This window comes from Ensifer sp., assembly GCF_035999135.1.
Classification (GTDB): domain Bacteria; phylum Pseudomonadota; class Alphaproteobacteria; order Rhizobiales; family Rhizobiaceae; genus Ensifer.
The window spans coordinates 80,875-101,822 of record NZ_DASYGZ010000103.1 but is presented as its reverse complement, the minus strand read 5'-3'; the positions used below and the strand labels follow the sequence as shown (position 1 = coordinate 101,822).

Here is a 20,948-nt window from a genome sequence, read left to right as displayed (position 1 = left end):
GTCGCCGCTGTTGATGGTGAGATTGACGCCTTTCAAGGCGATGATCGCCTGGTCCGAGTACAGGCCCGGGTAGGTCAGACTGATGTTCCTGACGCTCAATGTTTCCATGAGAAATGCCTCCCTGCACCTCGGTCACGGTCTGATGATGGGTGCGCCGGCCGCTCCTCGACGGCCGGCGCAATCGACAGTCTAAATTATTTCGCAGCCGCCTTGGCAAAGCCGGCATTCACGTAGGGCGCGTAGTCCTCGAGTGCGTTGCTGATCTGCTTCTGCTCGAGCAGGAACTTGGCGCTTTCGGTCAGCGCGCGCGTGGCGCCGCCGCCGAGCCAGACTTCGGAAGCCTGCTCGTCCGCATTGGGGAACGAAAGCAGACGCAGGGCCTCCACCGTGCTCGGGCCATCGCCACCAATCAGCTTGACGATACCCTCCACCTGCGGCGATTCCTCCGTCCACGCCGCCTTGTTGGCATTGTAGTCGGCATAGGCGTCCGCCAGGACCTTGGTGAAAGCTTCCATCAGCTTCGGGTTCTCTGCAGCCCAGGCCTTGTCGACCACCAGGCCGTCGAAGGTCGGCACGCTCGCGGCCCCGATCACCTCGGAATCCGAGATCGTCTTGCCGGTCTTCTGGATTTCGGAAAGTGCCGGCGGCCAGACATAGGCGGCATCGATATCGCCGCGCTGCCAAGCGGCAACGATCTGCGGCGGCTTCAGGTTGAGAATTTCCACTTCGCGCGGATCGATGTTCCAGACCTTGTTCATGCCGACAAGCAGATGAAAATGCGAGGTCGAGACGAAGGGCACGGCGACCTTCTTGCCCTTGAGGTCGGCCGGCGTCTCGATGCCCGACCCGTCGCGGGCGACCAGCGCTTCCGACTGGCCGATATTGTCGAGGATCCAGAACAGCTGCAGCTCGACGCCGCGCGTGGCGGCCGACGCCGTGCCGGTCGAACCGAGCACTCCGATCGGGACGTCGCCGGACGCGAGCGCCGTGGTGATATCACCAGCCGAACTGAACTGGCGCCAGTCTATCGAATAGCCCGCCTCCTTGGCGGCTGCGTCGAAGCGACCGTCGGCGATTGCGGCCACGAACGGACCGACGATCTGCTGGTAGCCGACGACGAGCTTCGTCTCAGCGTAAGCGACGCCGGATGCGGCAAGGCTCGCCACGATGCTGGCCGCCGCGGCCAGTCGTCTGAAATGTCCATGTAGCATTTTTCTTCCTCCTCTTTGCTCATTCCCGTTTGTTTATTCCCTGACCGTTTTTCCGGTCTTGCTGATGACGATAAGGCCGGGGGACGGCTTGCGTTATATCCAGTATGGAAGTTGAATAGATCCAGATTAACGTCGTTGGGAGGCGGCGGGGTGCGGGTGAATGTTTCCGAAACCATCTTCTTCATCGACCGCGAAAGCGGGATCGGCCTGCAGGCGCAGTTGCGCGAGACGGTCGTTTCGGCGGTGCTTTCCGGGCGGGTGCAGCCGCACGCGCACCTGCCCTCGACGCGCAAGCTCGCCGATTATCTGCAGATCTCGCGCATCACGGTGACGCTTGCCTATCAGGAGCTGATCAACCAGGGCTATGTCGAAGCTGCCAGCCGCAGTTCCTATCGCATCTCCGGCAATCCGCCCGGCATGGATGTGGAGGGCGATCGCCTCGCCGCCGGCCCTGATCCGGTGGACTGGAGCCGCAAGATCAAGATGAGCTTCGGCGTCGTGCGCCAGGTCCACAAGCCACTCGACTGGCGGCGTTACCCGTTCCCGTTTCTCTACGGCCAGATGGACCCGACGCTGTTTGATCTCAACGCCTGGCGCGACTGCGCCCGCCGGGCGCTGGCGCGGGAAGACTTCGTGCTGATGGCAAGCGATTTTGCCGCCGCCGACGATGTGCGGCTGGTCAACTACATCTGTTCGCGCACCCTGCCGCGGCGCGGCATCCACGCCACACCGGACGAAATCCTCGTCACCGTCGGGGCGCAGAACGCACTCTGGATCGTCACCCGGCTGATCCTGGACAAGGGATCCGCCGCCGTCTGCGAAAACCCCTGCCACCCCGATATCAGTGCCTCGCTGCTTTTGAGCGGCGCGGATGTCACGACCGTCGACGTCGACCGCGAGGGCCTGTCGCCCGATGCGCTGCCGGACAAGGTCGACGCCGTCTTCGTCACCCCGAGCCACCATTCGCCGACAGGCGCGACCATGCCGGTCGATCGACGCACGCAACTGCTTCAAGCCGCCGAAGAGCGGGACTTCGTCATTGTCGAGGACGATTACGAATTCGAGATCAGCTACCTCGCCCCGCCCTCGCCGGCGCTCAAGGCGCTCGATCCCTCGGGACGCGTGCTCTATATCGGCAGCTTCTCGAAATCACTGTTTCCCGGCCTTCGGCTCGGTTACCTCGTGGCACCCGCCCCCTTCATCCGCGAGGCGCGTGCGCTCCGCTCGCTGATGCTGCGCCACCCGCCGGGCCACCTGCAGCGCACCGCCGCCTATTTCCTGGCGCTCGGTCACTATGACGCCGTGCTCCACCGCATGCGCACCGAATACCACAAGCGCCATGTGCTGATGGCCGACGCCTTGCGCCGCGAGAATTTGACAGTCGCCGGCTCCTCGGCCTTCGGTGGCACCTCCTTCTGGATGGAGGGGCCCGACGGGCTCGACGCCGACCGGCTGGTCAGCGCATTGCGGCAGGATGGGGTGCTGGTCGAATCCGGTTCGCCCTTCTTTCCAAGGAGCGATCAGCCCTGCCGGTATTTCCGTATGGGTTACTCGTCCATACCAGGCACGAGCATCGCCGAAGGCGTCGCCCGCGTTCGCGCCGGCATCGACCGCCAATCCGTTTGATAGCCCTCACCTATGATTGAAATTGGCGCAATAGCCGCTATCAATAGCACATGACCTACCGACCCACCCTGCGTCAGCTTGAATACATAGCCGCACTCGACGACCTCAGGCACTTTGGCAAAGCCGCGAGGCGCTGCCATGTTTCGCAGCCGACCCTGTCTGTCCAGATCGGGCTCGTCGAGAAATCGCTTGGTGTGACACTGTTCGAGCGCACCCCGACAAGTGTGATCGCGACCCCCGCGGGCCATGATGTCGCGCGCAGCGCCCGAATGGCGCTTGCAACCGTCGACGAGCTTGTCGCGAGCGCGCTGAAGGACACGCAAAGCCTTGGCGGCCTGGTTCGAATGGCCACCGCGCCGACCTTCGGTCCCTATTTCCTTCCCGGATTTCTGCCGGGCATCCACCGCAAGTTCCCGGATCTGAAAATCTACATCCGGGAAGATCGACCGGCACGGATTGAAATGGAGGTCTCGGACGGCGCTGTCGATTGCGGTCTGGGGCCCGCCCCCGAGCGGCCCGGCCTCCGGTTTCGGCGACTGGGCCATGAGAGGATTTTCCTCGGCGTTCCGGCCGACCATCATCTGGCATCTCAGGCGACCGTCAAGGCAAGCGCCCTGCGCGGAGAAAGGCTTCTGGCGCTTGGCAGTGGCCATCGGCTGCTTGAAAACGTGCGGCAACTTGCAGCCGTTGCCGACGCCCGGGTGATCGACGACTACGAAGGCACAAGCCTCGATTCCATCCGGCAGATGGTGTCGATCGGCATGGGCTGCTCGCTGTTTCCGGAGCTTTATGCCCGTGCCGAATTCCGCCGGGATGACGACGTCCGGTTGATCGAGATCGAGGACTGGACGGCACGCCGCGAAGTCGGCTTCTACTGGCGGGAAAACAGCGGGCGGGAGCGTCATTACGAGATCCTGGCGCGGGAAGCGGATGCGGTTGCCCGTGATAAGGGGATAGCCTGAAGCGACCGCTATCCGTTTCGTCTTCCCCCGCCGGCAGCTGGCCACCGTCTACAGCGCAAGGAGCCCCGCCGCTGAAATGTAGAGCGGCAGTCCGATCAGCAAATTGAGCGGGAACGTCACGCCGAGCGCCATGGTCAGATAGATCTCGGGCCTGGCCTCCGGCGCCGCCATGCGCATCGCTGCAGGGGCAGCGATGTAGGACGCGCTCGCGGCAAGGGTCATCAGCAGGGCCGCGTTGCCCTGTGACAAACCGAAGGCCGTTGCCGACAGGAATGCGGCGACCGCGCCAAGGACCGGCATGCCGGCCGCAAACAGGATCAGTGGTGGGTTGAGCGAACGCCAGCCATTGCGCAATCCCTGCCCCGCCACGGCCCCGAGATCGAGAAGAAACAGGCAGAGGACACCCCGGAAGGGATCGACCAGAAAGCCGGATACGTCCGAAAGGCCATCCTTGCCTGTCACCGCTCCAATGGCGAAAGCCCCGAGAAGAACGACGATCGTCACGTTGAAGAAGACCTCCTGCATGACCGACCGAGATGCCTGTTTGCCCTGTGTTTGCTTGCCGTGCGACTGGCACCCGGACCCCGTTCTTTGCAGCAGATAGACGGCGCTGACGATCGCCGGCGCCTCCATGGCGGCAGCGACGGCCGCCATGGAGGCGCTGAAGTCGAGACCCAACCGGGTCAGCGCATCGGTCGCGGCCGTAAACGTGACGATTGAAATCGAGCCATAATGCGCGGCGATCGCTGCCCGATCGGCCGTTCCCAGCGGCGACAGGAAGCCGAGAAGGCGGAAGGCGGCAAACGGCATCGCACCCGACAAGACCACCCCGGCGAAAAGACAGAGGAGCACCTCGGTCGAGATCGCATCTGTGACGAACGCCGCCCCGCCTTTGAAGCCGATCGCCAGCATCAGGTAGATCGCGATCATCTTTGAAACACCGCCCGGCAAAGCGATCGAGGCGCCGAGGACAGACGCGCCGAAACCGAGACAAAAAAACAGGACGGGCGCCGAGAGAAGGTTGTGCTCGACGATGGAGAGGTAGAGGGTCATGGGAGGCCGCCAGATTGATGTTCTCAAAAAAAGGAAGCGGCGCGACGTCCGTCGCACCGCTTCAAATCGCGTCCAAGGATACGGCGCCCCAGACGTTTGCTTGCTCCCGGAGACACCCCGGGGAACGCGTGCGTTCGCGTTCCATTGACGCCAGCATTGTCATCGCCCGATCGATAGAGCAAATTCATAGTCTCTATATCAGCAATAGAGGAAAACTATCGTCCACCAGGCCGGCGCAGTTGGAGCTGAGAGCCACGCCTGCCTTGCAAGCGACCTGAGCACATGTGGCCGGTGGACAGGTCGTGCATCGTACGAGAACACGCGATCCCTCACCGCGTCGGCGCGGTTCGGCTGGCTCGAATGGCCCTTTGCCGGCGCGCAAAGCTGGAAGCTGAAAAAATCATCGCGTCGCGAATCCTTTTTCGCGTTCCGCGCCTCTTTGCGGTTGAGACGATCGGTCTCGGTTTTATATCAGAGGTGCGGCATGGCATTTTTTCGCAGGAACATCGGCAAGGCGCAGCAGGCGATCCGTCTCGGGATCGGCGTTGGAGCTGCTCTGCTTGGGTACAGTTTTCTTGCCGGGTGGCCGGCCTGGTTGGTGGTTGTGTCAGCTCTTTCATTCGCCCTCAGTGGTATCATCGGCTATTGCCCGGTTTGCACCGTTGCCCGGTTCGGCGATCGGACAAGGTCATGACGTCTGCAGCGATTACGCCTGAGACCTTCGAGGCCGCCCGTGATGGCGATCGCAACGCGATGGTCGTCTTGCTCGGGCGGACACAGCCCGATATCCGGCGATATGCGCGCGCGACGTGCCGAACGGCTGCCGATGCGGAGGACGCAACTCAGGAGGCGCTCTGGTTGCTGTCGCGGCACGTCGGCACGATCCGTGCGCTGGCGGCATTGTCAGCCTGGTTGTTCAGCGTCGTCCGGCGCGAATGCTACAGGCTGGCCCGGCGAACCCGGCTGGTCGCCGACATCGACGACGAAACGATCGCGGCGCAGCTGGTCCAGCGGCCCGAGGACGACCTGCGGCTCGACCTCGCTGCGGCGTTCGTCGCCCTGCCACCGCACTATCGGGAGGTGGCCCTGATGCGTGATTTCAAGGAGATGACAATCAGCGAGATTGCCGATGCGCTTGATCTCTCGAGGCAGGCGGTGAAGGCCCGCCTGCATCGCGCCCGGTTGCTGCTGCGCGAGTACCTGGCCGGCTGATCATGCCTATCGCTACGAGTAGCGCGCATGATGTGCGCCAGCCGCGAACCGCCCGACATCGTCGCTCTGTTGTCCGGGCCATCGTGGTTGCTGCGATCGACCAGTGTCGACCGATTTCGAACGCGCAGGTGGTCGAGTTGTTCCGAGCGACGCGGCTTGAACGCCTGCGCGCAAAACCCCTCAAATTAACCTATTTTTAAGCACTCACTTTAAAATTGAGTTCTTCTGTAATAAGATGTTCAGGATGTGAAGGGGGTGGGCCTGAGCAGGTGGCCCGACGAAAAAAAGCGCATCACAACCGCGAAACCGCCACCAAAATTGGGTCATTCGCCAAAACCACGTGGATATATTAGAATTTTATTGTAGAATTTTCGGATATTGCCGCCGATTTACCAAGATACATACATGATAACTGATGTCATGGGGCTATTATTATTATGGGAATTTCAGTTGCTTTTGTTGACGACCATCCCATTCTCCTTGAAGGACTGGTCAGTATCTATTCCGGCAAGAGCGACCTCGACATTGTCGCCAAGGGCGAGAACGCGATCGATGCCCTGAAAATCGTGGAGGAATTCGCGCCGCATGTCCTCGTGCTCGACCTGAGCATGCCCGGCGATGCGGTCGCCGCCATCGAGCTGATCGCCCAGAAATACCAGCAAACGCGGGTCATCGTGTTCACGGCCAACTCGAGCATCGAGACGGCGATCCAGGTGCTGAACTATGGTGTTGCGGGCTATGTGCTGAAAGGCAGCACGGCGAGTGACCTGCATCAGGCGATACGCACTGTGCACGACGGCGAGACCTTCATCACCGCAGGCTTTGCCACCAAGGTCATCATGGCGATGAAGACCGCTGAAATGCGCCGGCGCCAGCAGGCGCAACAGCGCCTCAGCCTGCGCGAGGAGCAGATCGTCCGTCATCTGATGCGCGGCAGCACCAACCGCGAGATCGCGCACTGTCTCGATATCAGCGAGAAGACCGTGAAGCACTACATGTCGGTGCTGATGCAGAAACTCGACGCCCGAAACCGTCTTGAGGTCGTACTGGCCGCCCAGCGCCTCGATGTGCTTCCGGAACGCGCCGCAGACCGTACGCGGGTCAATTAGCGGGATCGACCGCCAAATCTGAGCAATGGCGCTGTATCGGGTGGCGCCCCGCCGCGCCGCGACCACCTATCGATCGACGGGCCCCTGGCTTTGATCCAGCGGCAGGACGGCGGTCACGACCGTACCGTTGTCCCGACGCACCGTCCGCATCCTCCCCCCGAACGCTCGAACCCGCCGCCTCTGGGCGATGGTGCCGATACCCGACCGGCCGGCGCTGCCGCCACGGGGTGGCACTGCGGCCGGAAGCCCCACATCGGACACGCGAACGAACAGAAAACTGCGTCTCGTTGCGAACTGCACGCGCTGTCGGTTGCCGGGTGCGTGGCGCTCGGCGTTCATCAACGCTTCCTGGATGAAGCGGTAGACACAAATGTTCAGGTGCGCGTCGATCCTTGACGACGCGATCGAACCGACGACCTCGACGTCACGCCCGGTCAGATCGACATGCCTGGAAACTGCCAGCTGTATAGCCTCGGTGAGCGGCATGTCGTCGAGTTCCGGCAAGACGAGATCCGACGAAATGCTGCGAAGATCCTCGAGCACGGCCGTCACGATCGCAACGAGTTTTCCGCTGTCATGGCGGCCTTCCGATTGGCGGCCATCGGCACCGGCGAGATCGCTCAAGCGCAATTTGACGAGCGTGAGCAGTTGCACGGGGCCGTCATGCAGGTCGCTGCCGATCTGATTGAGGATCATCTCGTTGAGCTTTCCGGCCTCGAGCCGCGCGCTATCGGCCGCCGAGCGCAGCCTGCGGTTCTGGTTGGAAAGCTCGACCGCCCGCGCGAGGCTGCGCCTGATCGCGTCGTGCTGCTGGTCGATGAGGCGACTGCCCCGGCGCACGATCAGGAAAAGCAAGGCGAGCATGGGAACCGTGATCAAAAGGACGGTCCTGACCGTCGACAGCCACGCGTCCGACAGTTCCTGCACGAGCACGTCCGGCCGCTCGTAGAATTCGCCGACGAGAATGACCCGCCCGGCCGGGTCGCGAAGCAGCGGGGCATAGATCTCGATCGAGGTGTCGCGCTTTTCACCATTGGCATATTGGTGTTTCTGGAATTCGGTTCGTCCGACGACGACTTCGCCTGAAAGCGCCCGCTTCAACTCGTCGAAGACGACCGTCTCGGTGACGCTGAGGCCGGAGCTGGAATAGAGGATGGAGCCATCCGGCTGCCAGATTTTCAGCTCGTGCACATGCTGTCCAAGGGCGCTGGCTGCGACCAGGTCTCCCAACTGGCGCTCGACGTCCGGCGGCAGCGCGCCGCGCTCGATATCCCCGGGTGAAATCAGCGGTGCGACAAGGGTTTGCAGAGAAGCAGCGCCGAGCGAACCCGCGGTGTTCAAGACCGCCTTTTCCAGCCGGTTCGTCGTCAGGATGGCGAGCGTGACCATCAGGGCCAGGACGACAAGCGATGCAATCAGGATGAACTGCGTTTCCAGCCGCAGGCGCCGGAACAGAAAGACGAGCCTCATCGCAGCCGTCGATCGAAACGGGTTCGATAAGGGAATTTCACTCTCCGCCCGACCGGCTTTTCCTGTGTTGTCCATCGTTCCGCCTGGATGCCTCAACCATGGCTCGCGGGCCTACGCGTGGGGTCGAAAACATGTCTCACGCTTTTGGTGCCGCCGAGGGCTTCAAGTGACGCTGCGCCAACAGGGCCGCCTCGACGCGGTTCCTTGCGCTCAGTTTCGTGAGCAGGCGGCCGACATGGAATTTGACCGTCTTTACCTGCACACCCATTTCCTCGGCGATCATCCGGTTGGTGCAACCCCGCCCCAGCATCCGGAAGACGAGCGCTTCCTTTGGCGTCAGCTTGTCGACCAGGCGCTCCACCCTGTGGCCTTCGGTGCGATTGCGGATGACGCCGAACAGGCGCATGCCGAGCGCTGGCGACAGATAGGCCTGACCGTCGGCCACGGTTGAGATCGCGGCGATCAGGTCAGGTGCGGGTGCACCCTTGAGCACGTAACCCGCCGCTCCGGCATCGAGTGCTTCGAGAACGTCATCGTCCTCTTCGGATACGGTCAGCATTACCACCCTCGTCTTCGGCCACCGGGCGGAAATCTCGCGTGCCGCATCGATTCCGTTTCCCGGCATGGAGATATCGAGCAGAGCCACGTCCGGCAGCAGTGTCTCGACCAGCCTGAGCGCGTCCTCCTTCGATCCTCCCTCGCCGACCACGGCAAAGTGCTTCTGCAATCCAAGCGCCTGCAGCACGCCCATGCGAAAGAGCGAATGGTCGTCGACGACGATGACTGACGTCGCTTCACCCATCGAGCAAGCCTCCCCCGAGATCCAGCGTCATCTTGAGTTCCGCACCGCCCTCCCTTTGGACGAATCTCAACGTCCCACCCAGGCTCTCGACCCTTTGCTTCAAGCCATGGATGCCGAGCCCACCACCATCCGGCCTCGCGACGGCACTGTCTTTCCCAGCCGTCTGGCCCCGGTCGGCGACCGTGAGCACCAGCGTCGAGCCATCGACGCGGCACAGCACGGTCTGCCCCCTTCCTCCCGCATGGCGATGGGCGTTGTTCAGCCCCTCCTGGACGAAGCGGTAGACGCAGGTCTTGATAACAGGCGGCATGACCATCCTGCTGCCGCCGGGCGCAATCTCGACCAGCGTTCCGGTCCGCGCTTCGTGCAGTTTGACCACCCGCGCAATGACCTGGTCGAGATCGAGGCTCTCGATATCCGGCAGCAGCAGCGAACGCGCGATCAGGCGGATCTCCTTCAAGGCTTCGTCCAGGGTGCCGCCGATCGTCTGCAACGCCTCCTCGCGCTCGGCTTTCGAGCGCGCAAGCCGCAAGGGTTCCATCTGCAGGACGGCAAAGCCGATGAGTTGGGCGGGACCGTCGTGAAGATCGGCTCCGATGCCACGGGTCAGGCGTTCGTTGAAATCCGTCATGCGCAACGAGGCGATCCTTGCGCGGTCGCGCAGGACGCGTATTTCCTGCGACACGCGTTCGGCTTCCTCCGCGCGCTGTTCCAGGCGCAGTCGTTGCCGTTCGATCGTGGCGCTGCCGCGGTGCACGATGACAAACAGGCCGAGCATGATGAGCGTCGAGGCGCCGGCAACGACAGTCCAGCCAATCAGGCGGACCTCGAAGATCTCCCAGTGCAGGATGTCGGTATCCTCGTGAATCTCCGCAACGGCGACAACCTCTCCGGTGTCCGCCCGACGCACGGGGCTGTATATCTCAAGATAGCGCGCATCGAGGCTGCGCAGCGTGTGCTCGCTTGCGGTGAGATCCGTGTACTCCGCCGCAACTTCGCCGCTGAGAGCCCGGATCAAGCCCTGCGGCGGATTGAACCGGCGGCCGATGAGCTCCTTGGACGTGGAATAGGCGACCGTTGCGTCCGGCAACCACAACTCGAAATACGGAAAACGGTCCCGGAATTGCGGTTCGGCGAATAGCTGGTCGAGCCGTGTACGGCGATCCGGGGAAAGCTGACCGGTTTGTGCCAGTTCGTTACCAACAGGCTCAAGGATGCTCTGCATGAAAAGGGCTGTCGCGGCGGCCCGGTCGACCGCCGCATTCTGCGAGACTTCGCGCGAAATGAGATAGCCGGAGACGGCCGCCACCACCAGGATGAGCACACTGCTTGCGAGCAGGAACTGCACGGAAAGGGTTTGCCGGCCGAACCATTGGCGTATCGGCGGGAGGCCGCGGCGGTCCGCGACCTTCGATCCCATCGGCATGGCGGTCTTGCAAAAAATGCCCCGTGAATGCTCCGTCACGCTCAGCGTTTTCCTCTGGCTCGCGGCGGAAACGCACTCCCCAATCGATCCGCCCAGGAGATGATCGCACTATTCTGGCAAATTGAAAGACCTTCTCCAGTTAATATCCAGGGGTCAAAGAAGAACTGGTCTTAGGTCCAGAGTTTCTATTGGCCCAATGACACAAACGTCACCGCCGCTAGTCGGAAATGTGATCAGCCATTCGTCGGCAAACTCGCCCGACCTTCCGCCGTTTCTTTGTTCGGCGCGGGCGCTCATCCTACGACCATCAACAGGAATGCGATCGGTTCACGAACCGGGCAATCGAGACGCAGGCAGCCGGCGCGCCAGGGAGGACAACCTTGCCGCCGGTCGGTGGAACTTTGTTTGAAACGGGCGGCCGCAATTTTGAGCGCCCGCGCCGATGGAGGGTAGAATGGTAAAGCTCAATCGAAACGACCTTGAGTTCATCCTCAAGCAGATCAAGATCGCAGAGGCCCACACGGCCGCCATCAATGGCGGCGCCGACCCGCGTGCCGCTCTCGAACAGCTGGTATCGAGCCCCCTTCTTCCCTACGGCCTGCGCACGGTCGATGGCTCATTCAACAACTTCCAGCCGAACATGACACAATTCGGCTCATCCGATGAAACGATGGTGCGGTTGCTGACGCCGAACTACGCACCGGCCGAAATCAACCCGCGCAACGGCCAGCAGACGAGCTACGCCGATCCGACCGGTTCCGTCTATGACAGCCAGCCGCGCCTGATCTCCAACATCGTCGCCGACCAATCGCTCAACAATCCGGCGGCGATCGCCGCAGCCCTTGCCTCCGTCGATATCAAGGGCGCCGAAGCGCTCGGCATCGTTCGCACGGTCATGGACCTGCAGGCGGCCGCACGCGCTGCCCATGCCGCCGTTGCCAATGCGGCGGCGAACGCAGCCGCGGCGGTGGCCGCAGCCGACATCGTGGTGGCGAACGCGCAAGCCACGCAAGCCACGGCACAGTCGACCTATGACGCAGCGGTCAACACACAGGCCGCCGCAGTTCAGACGCTTGCCTCAGCCAATGCCGCCCTGTCCGCAGCGGTGGCAGCGCGAGACGCGCATGCGCCTGTCCTCGCCAACGCCCAGGCAGCAGCCGCTACGGCGCTTGCCGCAAGCCAGGCGGCGGCCGCCGCCGTTTCGCTCGCGACCGATGAACGCGATGTCGCCTTTGCCAATCTCGCCTTGGCGCAGCAGGCGGAAAGCGCAGCTCTTGCAACCTTCCAGGCCAACCCAACGCCGGCGAACGGCGCCTCCTATCTCGCAGCCGTCGACGCCCGCCAGGACGCGCAGATCGCCTACGATACCTCGGTCGAAAATCTGGAGGACGCTTCTGCCGCACTGAGTGCCGCGCAGGCGGGGCACGCAACCGCCGTTGCCACCTTGCAGGACGCCGTCGCCGAGCAGCAGACGCTGACGAATGCGGTGGATGCAGCCCAGGGCACCGCGTCGAGCGCCACGGCCGCACTTTCCAATGCTGACGCCGCGCTGGGCGTCGCCGCCGCCGATCTGGCGAATGCCACGACGGCCCTGGACGACGCCATCGACGCGCGCGCGGCGATCCTGACCGGCAATGCAGCGACCGCGGCTGCGCAAGCTCTTGCGGAAGCCGCAGACGCCGCCGTCATCGACGAGCTTTCGTCTCATGGCGTGACGATGGATGGCGACAACGTCTTCATCAAGAACATCGCGGCCGACCTCGGCGATACCGCCTCCTTCAACGGCTTCATGACCATCTTCGGCCAGTTCTTCGACCATGGCCTTGATCTCACAACCAAGGGCGGCAGCGGCAACGTCATCATTCCCCTGCAGCCGGACGATCCGCTCTATGTGCCTGGAAGCCCGACCAACTTCATGATCCTCACCCGCGCGACCAACGACCCGGGCCCCGACGGCCAGCTCGGGACGGCCGACGACATCCGCGACCATCAAAACGAGACGACGCCCTGGATCGACCTCAACCAGGTCTACACCTCCAATCCCTCGCACCAGGCGTTCCTGCGCGAATACGTGCTGGTCGACGGCAAGCCGCTTGCGACCGGCCAGATGCTGCAAGGGGCGACCGGCGGTCCACCGACCTGGGCCGACATCAAGAACCAGGCGCGCGACCTGCTCGGCATCGAGCTCAGCGACATGAATGTTCACAGCGTGCCGCTCTTGGTGACGGACCTCTATGGCGAGTTCGTCCGCGGCCCCAACGGCCTGCCGCTGATGATGACCGCCACCGGGCCGGTCGAGGGCAATCTGGCGGCTCCGGTCGCCGGGCTCACCTCCTTGAGCGCCGGCCGCGCCTTCCTCAACGACATCGCTCACAGTGCCGTACCGAGCGGCCCGGTCGATCACGACCGAAACCCGATGACGGCGCCGGTTCCCGTGCTGGCGGACGCCGACGACATCACCGGCAACCCGATCCTTCCGAACGCATTCGGCGTCAACACCACCTATGACGACGAGCTTCTCGACGCCCATTTCGTCGTCGGCGACGGTCGCGGCAACGAGAACATCGCGCTGACGGCGACCCATTCCGTCTTCCACAGCGAACACAACCGCCAGGTCAATGCCATCAAGGCGACGGTGCTGGCCGAAGGCGACCTAGCCATGCTCAACGAATGGCTGCTCGTCGACGTCGCTGCCTTCCCGAGCAGCGCGGCCGGTCTCGTCTGGGACGGCGAGCGTCTGTTCCAGGCCGCACGTTTCTCGACGGAAATGGTCTACCAGCACCTCGTCTTCGAGGAGTTCGTCCGGGCCGTCGCACCGCAGATCGACGCTTTCGTCTTCTCGCATTCGGTCGAGCTCGACGGCGCGATCTTCGAGGAATTCGCCCAGGTCGTCTATCGCTTCGGCCATTCGATGCTCGCCGAAAACGTCGAGATGCTGACGCTCAATGCGCAAGGGGTGGCGACCCCGCAGGAACTCGGCCTGATCGAAGCCTTCCTGAACCCGGTGGCCTTCAACAATGCCGGCGTCGATGCCCATGCCGCCTCCGGCGCCATCATTCGCGGCATGACCTACCAGGCCGGCAACGAGATCGACGAGTTCCTGACGAGCGCGCTACGCAACAACCTCGTCGGCCTGCCGCTCGACCTTGCCGCCGTCAACATCGCCCGTGCCCGCGAAACCGGCATCCCCTCGCTCAACGAGGCGCGCCGCCAGATCTACGAGCAGACGCAGGACAGCTACCTCAAGCCCTATGAGAGCTGGGCGGACTTCGCCCAGCACATCAAGAACCCGCTCTCGATCGTGAACTTCATCGCCGCCTACGGCACGCACGAGACAGTCGTCGCCGCGACCACGGCCGAAGCCAAGCGCGATGCGGCCTGGGATCTCGTCTTCGGCGCTGCCGGCGAGACCACGGCCGAGCGCCAGGCGCGCCTCGACTACCTGAACGCGACCGGCACATGGGCCGCGCGCGAAACCGGCCTCAACAAGGTGGATTTCTGGATCGGCGGCCTTGCCGAAGCCCTGATGCCGTTCGGCGGCATGCTCGGCTCGACCTTCACCTTCGTCTTCGAACTGCAGATCCAGAACCTGCAGAACGGCGACCGCTTCTATTATCTGAGCCGCACGCAGGGGCAGAACCTGCTCAACGAACTCGAGGCCGACAGCTTCGCCGACCTCATCCGCCGCAACACCGACACCGAGGACACGGGCCTGCATATCAACGGCTCGGCCTTCCAGACGGCGGACTACATCATCACCATGGATCAGACGAAGCAATGGAACCACGGTCTCGGCAACGCCGACCCGACCCGTGAGGCCGATGTCATCTCGGCCGTCACCGGTACCGACTCGCTCGTCGTCCGCGGCACCAACTATCTGCGCTTCACCGGCGAGGAACACGTAGTGCTCGGCGGCACCAATGCCGGCGAAACCCTGATCGGCGGCGCAGGTGACGATACCATCTGGGGCGAAGGCGGCGACGACCGCATCGAAGGCGGCTTCGGCGTCGACCACCTGCACGGCGGAGACGGCGACGACATCATCACCGACAGCGGCACCGACATCGGCGCCGGCGACGTGATCAAGGGCGAAGGCGGCGACGACGTCATCAATGGCGGCATGGGCCTCGACCTGATCTTCGGTGGTGCCGGCAACGACGTGCTGGCCGGCGGCGAGGACGTGAAGACCATTTCCGGTGGCGAGGGCCACGACTTCATCCGCGCACCCACCGGCGGCGGCACGCTTCTCGGCAACGAGGGCGATGACTGGATGGAAGCCCAGGGCAACATGACGACGCTCACTGGCGACAATTCCGAACTGTTCTTCAATTCGCGCATCATCGGTCATGACGTGATGATCGCCGGCGAGAACGATACCGATTTCGACGGTGAATCCGGCGACGACATCATGGTCCAGGGGATCGGCATCAACCGCTCGAACGGCATGGCCGGCTTCGACTGGACGACGTTCAAGAACAACAACTACGACGCCGATGCGAACATGAACATCAGCATCTTCGTCAACCAGCAGAACAACATCCTGCGCGACCGCTACGATCTGGTGGAAGGTCTTTCAGGGTGGGACCGCAACGATACCCTCACCGGTCGCGACGTCGTCATCGGCGGCTATGACCCGAACGGCAACGCCGCCCAGGTCGATGTCGACGCTCCGATCGAGAGCTTCTCCAATGCGCTGCTCGAAAAGAACGTCGACCGGATCGCCGGCCTGCGCGAGCTCGTCGCCCACCTGCAGCGCTTCGACCTCTACAACCCGCACAACCTCGATGCGAACGGCGCACCGATCAATCCGGCGGGGCCCAAGGAAATTGCCGTCATGGATACGTCCGACGGCTCGGACATCCTGCTCGGCGGCGGCGGCTCGGACACGATCCGCGGCATGGGCGGCAACGACATCATCGACGGCGACAAGTGGCTGAACGGGCGCATCCTGGTCTCGCCGCGCGAGGGCCAGGCATGGTCCGCCTTCAGCATCGACTCGATCGCCCAAATTCAAACCCGCCTGTTCTCGGGCGAGATCAAGCCGAGCCAGTTGCAGGTCGTCCGCGAGATCATCGACGGCGGCAATGCAGGCGATGTCGATACGGCCGTCTACTACGACAACTTCGAGAACTACGAGATCACCTTCAATGCCGATGGCAGCGTCACGGTTGCGCACACCAACCCGACCGTCGGCGTCATCGATCCGGTGACCGGACGCAATCTCGAGGCCGAGGGCACCGACCGCCTCTTCAACATCGAACGCATCCAGTTCGCCGATCGGATCCTCGACCTTCGCGGCCCATCGATCGACCTGCATGCCTTCGAGCGGGCAAACTATGTCGATGCGTTCGGTACGGCGAACTACGCCAACTCCAACGGATCGGCGAGCTGGGCTTCGGCCTGGACGGAGACGGGCGACCGCACGACCAACGTGGCGACCACCGGCGAAATCCGCATCAACGGCGGCCAACTCGAATTCCGCCAGGACACGGGCGCCGGCTCGACGCCGGCAGGCGCCACGATCACCCGGGCGGTCGACCTCTCGATGGTCGGCGCCGGCACCGCGACGCTGAGCTTCAACTATGAAGAAAGCGGCCTCGACAACGGCGAAACCCTGCAGGTGCAGTTCTCGGGCGACGGCACCAATTTCTCCACCATCATGACGATTACCGGCGCATCGAACGACGGGACGGCAAACCTGTCGCTTGCCGGGCCGTTCACGGCCACGTCCGCGATCCGCTTCGTCTTCAGCGGCGTCAACGCCAACACCGAAACCGTGCGGATCGACAATGTGAACGTCGAATACACCACGCCCGTCGACGACGGAACGACGGCCTGGAGCGCAACCTTCACGGAAAATCAGGCGGCTGTCGGGATCTCCAGCCTCTCGGGCATTACCACCGACGAAACGATCGTCTCGGCCCGTGTCGTCCTGAAAAACATGGCGGCGGGCGACACGCTCACGGCGACGACGGCCAACGGTCGTCCCGCGGCAATCGCCGTATCGCAGGCGGTGATCGCCGGCGAACTCGTGCTGCAGCTCACCGGTGCGGCAACGGCGGCAGACTACCAGCGCGCGCTGGACGCGGTTCGCTTCTCCAATACCTCGGATAATCCAGGCACCACGCCCCGGACGATCGAGGTGACGGTGAACGATGGGATCCGCAACAGCCAGCCGGCGACCGCCACGATCAGCGTCGTTGCCATCGATGATCCGATGATCGCCAACAATGATCGCGTCGTGACCAACTGGACCAACGGCAACCCGTTCACGATCCCGAGCTGGGCGCTGCTCGCCAACGACGTCGATCCCGACAGCGCGCTGGCGATCTCGGCGATCACCCAGGCCACCAGTCTTGCGGCCACGCTTGGGCCGGATGGCATCACGGTCAACGACAACGGCGTGCTCGTCGGCGGCAGCTTCACCTATCGCGGCACGGGCACCGATACCGCGACCGTCGATGTGGTGCGCGATATCCTGGGCACGATCGACGGCGGCACCGGCAACGACATTCTCGTCGGCGACGATGCGGCAAACACGCTCAACGGCAATGCGGGCAACGACATCGTCTTTGCCGGCGGCGGCAACGACACGATCAACCAGAGCAGCACGCAAGGGCGCGATATCATCGACGGCGGCGCGGGCAGCGATACCTATGTGCTTTCGGGCAGCGCCGGCGCCGAGCTGTTCCGCATCTACGCGGTCACCGCCGGCCAGAACGCCACCCTGGCAGCGAACCTCAACACGACGTTCCTGACATCGACGGAAATCGTCATCACCCGCACGGTCGGCGGCGTCGAGAGCGTGATTGCCGAGCTCGACAACATCGAGGAGATCACCGTCAACACCCTGAACGTGACGAACAACAACAACAATGGCGGCCCGGACCAGGGTCTGAGCCAGGGCGACACGATCCAGGTCATCGGCAACTTCGATACCACCAGCCTGAACTACTCGACGATCACCGTCGAAGGGTCCGCCGGCAACGACGTGATCGACATTTCGAGCCTCTCGTCGGCCCATCGTATCGTATTCCGCAGCAATGGCGGCCAGGACACGATCGTCGGCGCCCTGCGTCCCCAGGACGTGATCGAGATCCCGACAGGCGCCAATCCAACCGACTATGCCGAAAGCGACAACGGCGACGGCACCAGGACGCTGTCGAACGGAGATCACTCCATCACCTTCGGCGGAGATGCGCCAACCCTCGTCGTCGGCGACCACGACGATGATGATGATGATGACGACGATCATGGCGGGTCGGATGACGACGGCAACGACGACAGTTGCGGCTCGGGTGACGGGTCGGGCTCCGGCGACGGGGATGGCACACCCTTGCCGGTCGCAGCGCGCACGCTGGTCGGGACCGCGGCTTCCGATGTTCTCATCGGCGGCGCGGTTGGCGACATCCTGCTTGGCGGGGCATCGGCCGACATTCTCTCCGGTGACGCCGGCGACGACGTCCTGCGCGGCGAGGATGGTGACGACGTGCTGAGTGGCGGGGACGGCAATGACGTCGCCTCGGGCGGCGCCGGCGACGATGAGATCCACGGCGGGGCCGGGGCCGACATGCTCTTTGGCAACAGCGGCGCAGACCTGATCTATGGCGATGCCGGCAACGATATCATCGAAGGTGGTGCAGGATCGGACAGGGTCTGGGGCGGCGGCGGTGACGACGTCGTGCTTGCGACCAAAGGTGACGGCGACGACAGCTATTGGGGTGGCGACGGTAACGACACGCTCGACTACTCGGTCGCCACGGGCAACCTCAAGGTGGATCTCGGCAACGGCTTCATGGGCCGCGGCCACGTGGTCGGCGCCGAGACCGGCAACGACACGATCTACGGCTTCGAGAATGTCATCGGCGGATCGGGCCACGACCAGATCACCGCATCGACGGCCGTCAACATCATGGACGGCGGCCTCGGCGACGACGTCTTCCGCTTCACCTCGGTGGCGGCGGCCGACGGCGATACGATCTACGGCTTCGCGCCGGGCGACCGTATCGATTTCTCGGCGATAGATGCCAACACCGGACAGGCCGGCAAACAGGCCTTCACCTTGTCTAGCGGCACGACGCTCTCGGGCGCCGGTCAGATCGTGGTGACGCATGAGACACGAGACGGCGCCGATGTGACCGTCATCCGCGGCAGCGTCGATGCGGGTCCGGATGCCGAGTTCTCGCTGACGCTCGATGGCACCCATAACCTCAAGCTCGCCGACTTCAACGGCGTCTCCTGAGCGTGAAGCGATACTCCCGGCCGGCGATTGACCGGCCGGGACACGATGCGCGGGGCAAAAAGGGGCACTCATCATGAGCAAGAAAAAAGAGCCGCAACACAAGATCGGCGGCATGCGCGGTATCCTGATCTATCTCTTCGGACTGTCGGGCATCATCAACATCCTGGCGCTGACCGGCGCCTTCTACATGATGCAGATTTACGACCGGGCATTGACCAGCGGAAGCATCTCCACCCTGGTGGCGCTGTCGGTGCTTGCCGTCGGGCTCTACCTGTTTCAGGGGCTCTTCGACGTCATCCGGTCCCAGATCCTCGTGCGGCTTGGCGCCCGGCTCGACGCGGAACTCGCGCCGCTTGCCCACAAGGTGGTCATCGAGATGCCACGGTTCGGCTATTCGACGGCCGAAGCCACGGAACGCGGCCGCGACGTCGATACCCTGCGCGGCTTTCTCGCCGGCCAGGGACCGGTAGCGCTGTTCGACCTGCCCTGGATCCCGATCTATCTCGCCTTCGTCTGGCTGCTGCATCCGATGCTCGGCTACCTGACGCTCGGCGGCGCACTGCTGTTGGCATTGCTCACCGTTGTTGCCGAGGTCCTGACGCGTCGCCATTCCAATCCGATGATCAAGGCTTCCGTCGCGCGCAGTTCGATTGCCGAGAGCAATGCCCGCAACAGCGACGTGCTGCACGCCATGGGCATGACCGGCCGTGCCGTCGCCCGCTTCGAAAAGGCCAATCGCCGCCATCTCGACTGTCAGACCAAGACGTCCGACGTCGGCGGAACCTTGTCCGGCCTGTCGAAGGTGCTGCGCATGATCCTGCAGTCGGCGATCCTCGGGCTCGGCGCCTATCTCGCCATCCGCGGCCAGATGTCGGCCGGTTCCATCATCGCCTCGTCGATCGTGACCGCGCGGGCGCTGGCGCCGGTGGATCTGGCGATCGCGCAGTGGAAGGGCGTGGTTTCGGCGCGCCGCAGCTACCACCGCCTCAACGAGACGCTCGGCGTGCTCGACGAGCGCGGCGGCAATCTCGACCTTCCCACCCCGCAAACCAGCCTCGCCCTCGACAAGGTGACGACGGTCGCTCCCTCGACCGGTGCGGTGCTCCTCAGCGAAGTGAGCCTGGAACTGAAGGCCGGCCAGGCGCTCGGGCTGATCGGCCCCTCGGGCGGCGGCAAGACGACGCTCGCACGCACCATGCTCGGCATCTGGCCGGTCCTGCGCGGGGCCGTGCGCATCGACGGAGCCGATCTCAACCAGTGGCCGGAAGAATTGTTCAACCAGCATGTCGGCTACCTGCCGCAGGACGTGGCGCTGATGGACGGCACGGTCTCCGACAACATCTCGCGCTTCGCCGAAGCGCCGAATGCGCGGGCGATCATCCGCGCCGCCAAGGCAGCCGGCATTCACGAGATGATCGTGCATCTGCCGAACGGCTACCAGACCGAGCTTGGTCCCCATGGAACCGCCCTGTCCGCGGGCCAGAGACAGCGCATCGCCTTGGCACGCGCACTCTATGGAGACCCTTTTCTCGTGGTGCTCGACGAGCCCAACTCCAACCTCGACGCCGAGGGCGAGGAGGCGCTCAACCATGCGATCCTCAAGGTCCGCGAACGCGGCGGCATCGTCGTCATCGTCGCGCACCGCCCAAGCGCGCTGCAGATGGTCGACATGATCGGCCTGGTGCAGGCCGGCCGACTGGTCGCCTTCGGTCCTAAGGAGGAGATCCTGCCGCAGCAAAAGACGCGGCCGCTGGTGGTCGAGAAGTCAAGGCGCCCGGATGCCGTCATGGCGCAACAGCCGCGCGTATCGGCGGCGGCCGAGTAAACACACCGAA

At 63.7% G+C, this 20,948-nt stretch carries 12 protein-coding genes and 1 pseudogene; 7 read left to right on the top strand and 6 right to left on the bottom strand.

Annotated elements, in window-relative coordinates:
• Positions 1 to 108 (bottom strand): annotated as a pseudogene (locus tag VGO12_RS12685) (nitrate ABC transporter ATP-binding protein); the annotation flags it as partial.
• An 86-nt stretch (positions 109 to 194) separates the two neighbouring features.
• A complete protein-coding gene (tauA, locus tag VGO12_RS12680) occupies positions 195 to 1,211 on the bottom strand; it encodes a taurine ABC transporter substrate-binding protein (protein ID WP_327513113.1) in 1,017 nt (338 codons plus the stop codon).
• 150 nt (positions 1,212 to 1,361) lie between these two features.
• Here tauA and VGO12_RS12675 point away from each other — a divergent pair, with 150 nt between their 5' ends.
• Both VGO12_RS12675 and VGO12_RS12670 read left to right on the top strand, forming a co-directional pair.
• Positions 1,362 to 2,837 carry a PLP-dependent aminotransferase family protein gene (locus VGO12_RS12675; RefSeq protein WP_327513112.1) on the top strand — a complete coding sequence of 492 codons (1,476 nt, stop codon included), beginning with the start codon at positions 1,362 to 1,364 and terminating at the stop codon, positions 2,835 to 2,837.
• A 50-nt stretch (positions 2,838 to 2,887) separates the two neighbouring features.
• The gene (locus VGO12_RS12670; protein WP_327513111.1) at positions 2,888 to 3,799 is read left to right on the top strand and encodes a hydrogen peroxide-inducible genes activator; all 912 of its coding nucleotides are present in this window, start codon (positions 2,888 to 2,890) and stop codon (positions 3,797 to 3,799) included.
• A gap of 48 nt (positions 3,800 to 3,847) precedes the next feature.
• Here VGO12_RS12670 and VGO12_RS12665 read toward each other — a convergent pair whose 3' ends face one another.
• The gene (locus tag VGO12_RS12665; RefSeq protein WP_327513110.1) at positions 3,848 to 4,852 is read right to left on the bottom strand and encodes a sodium-dependent bicarbonate transport family permease; all 1,005 of its coding nucleotides are present in this window, start codon (positions 4,850 to 4,852) and stop codon (positions 3,848 to 3,850) included.
• Between the two features lie 484 nt (positions 4,853 to 5,336).
• On the opposite strand from VGO12_RS12665, the gene VGO12_RS32220 reads away from it, so the two are divergent.
• The 3 genes from VGO12_RS32220 to VGO12_RS12655 all read left to right on the top strand — a co-directional run bounded on the left by VGO12_RS32220 (position 5,337) and on the right by VGO12_RS12655 (position 7,173).
• Positions 5,337 to 5,546 carry a YgaP family membrane protein gene (locus VGO12_RS32220; protein ID WP_414650711.1) on the top strand — a complete coding sequence of 70 codons (210 nt, stop codon included), beginning with the start codon at positions 5,337 to 5,339 and terminating at the stop codon, positions 5,544 to 5,546.
• Complete coding sequence (locus VGO12_RS12660; RefSeq protein ID WP_327513109.1) at positions 5,543 to 6,064, top strand: sigma-70 family RNA polymerase sigma factor; 522 nt, start codon at positions 5,543 to 5,545, stop codon at positions 6,062 to 6,064. The genes VGO12_RS32220 and VGO12_RS12660 overlap by 4 nt, the downstream gene beginning before the upstream one ends.
• A 437-nt stretch (positions 6,065 to 6,501) precedes the next feature.
• Positions 6,502 to 7,173 carry a response regulator transcription factor gene (locus tag VGO12_RS12655; protein WP_327513108.1) on the top strand — a complete coding sequence of 224 codons (672 nt, stop codon included), beginning with the start codon at positions 6,502 to 6,504 and terminating at the stop codon, positions 7,171 to 7,173.
• A gap of 66 nt (positions 7,174 to 7,239) precedes the next feature.
• On the opposite strand, the gene VGO12_RS12650 is transcribed toward VGO12_RS12655, so the two are convergent.
• The 3 genes from VGO12_RS12650 to VGO12_RS12640 form a co-directional block, all read right to left on the bottom strand.
• Positions 7,240 to 8,643 (bottom strand): ATP-binding protein, encoded by a 1,404-nt coding sequence (locus VGO12_RS12650; RefSeq protein ID WP_327513107.1) that lies wholly within the window; start codon positions 8,641 to 8,643, stop codon positions 7,240 to 7,242.
• A gap of 136 nt (positions 8,644 to 8,779) precedes the next feature.
• Complete coding sequence (locus VGO12_RS12645; protein ID WP_327513106.1) at positions 8,780 to 9,445, bottom strand: response regulator transcription factor; 666 nt, start codon at positions 9,443 to 9,445, stop codon at positions 8,780 to 8,782.
• A complete protein-coding gene (locus VGO12_RS12640; RefSeq protein WP_327513105.1) occupies positions 9,438 to 10,910 on the bottom strand; it encodes a sensor histidine kinase in 1,473 nt (490 codons plus the stop codon). Before VGO12_RS12640 ends, VGO12_RS12645 begins: the two co-directional genes overlap by 8 nt.
• A gap of 415 nt (positions 10,911 to 11,325) precedes the next feature.
• Between VGO12_RS12640 and VGO12_RS12635 the strand changes: the two genes are divergently transcribed.
• Positions 11,326 to 19,113: a peroxidase family protein gene (locus tag VGO12_RS12635; protein ID WP_327513104.1), complete on the top strand. Its 7,788-nt coding sequence runs from the start codon at positions 11,326 to 11,328 to the stop codon at positions 19,111 to 19,113.
• A 73-nt stretch (positions 19,114 to 19,186) separates the two neighbouring features.
• A complete protein-coding gene (locus tag VGO12_RS12630) occupies positions 19,187 to 20,938 on the top strand; it encodes a type I secretion system permease/ATPase (RefSeq protein ID WP_327513103.1) in 1,752 nt (583 codons plus the stop codon).
• Positions 20,939 to 20,948 lie beyond the last annotated feature (10 nt).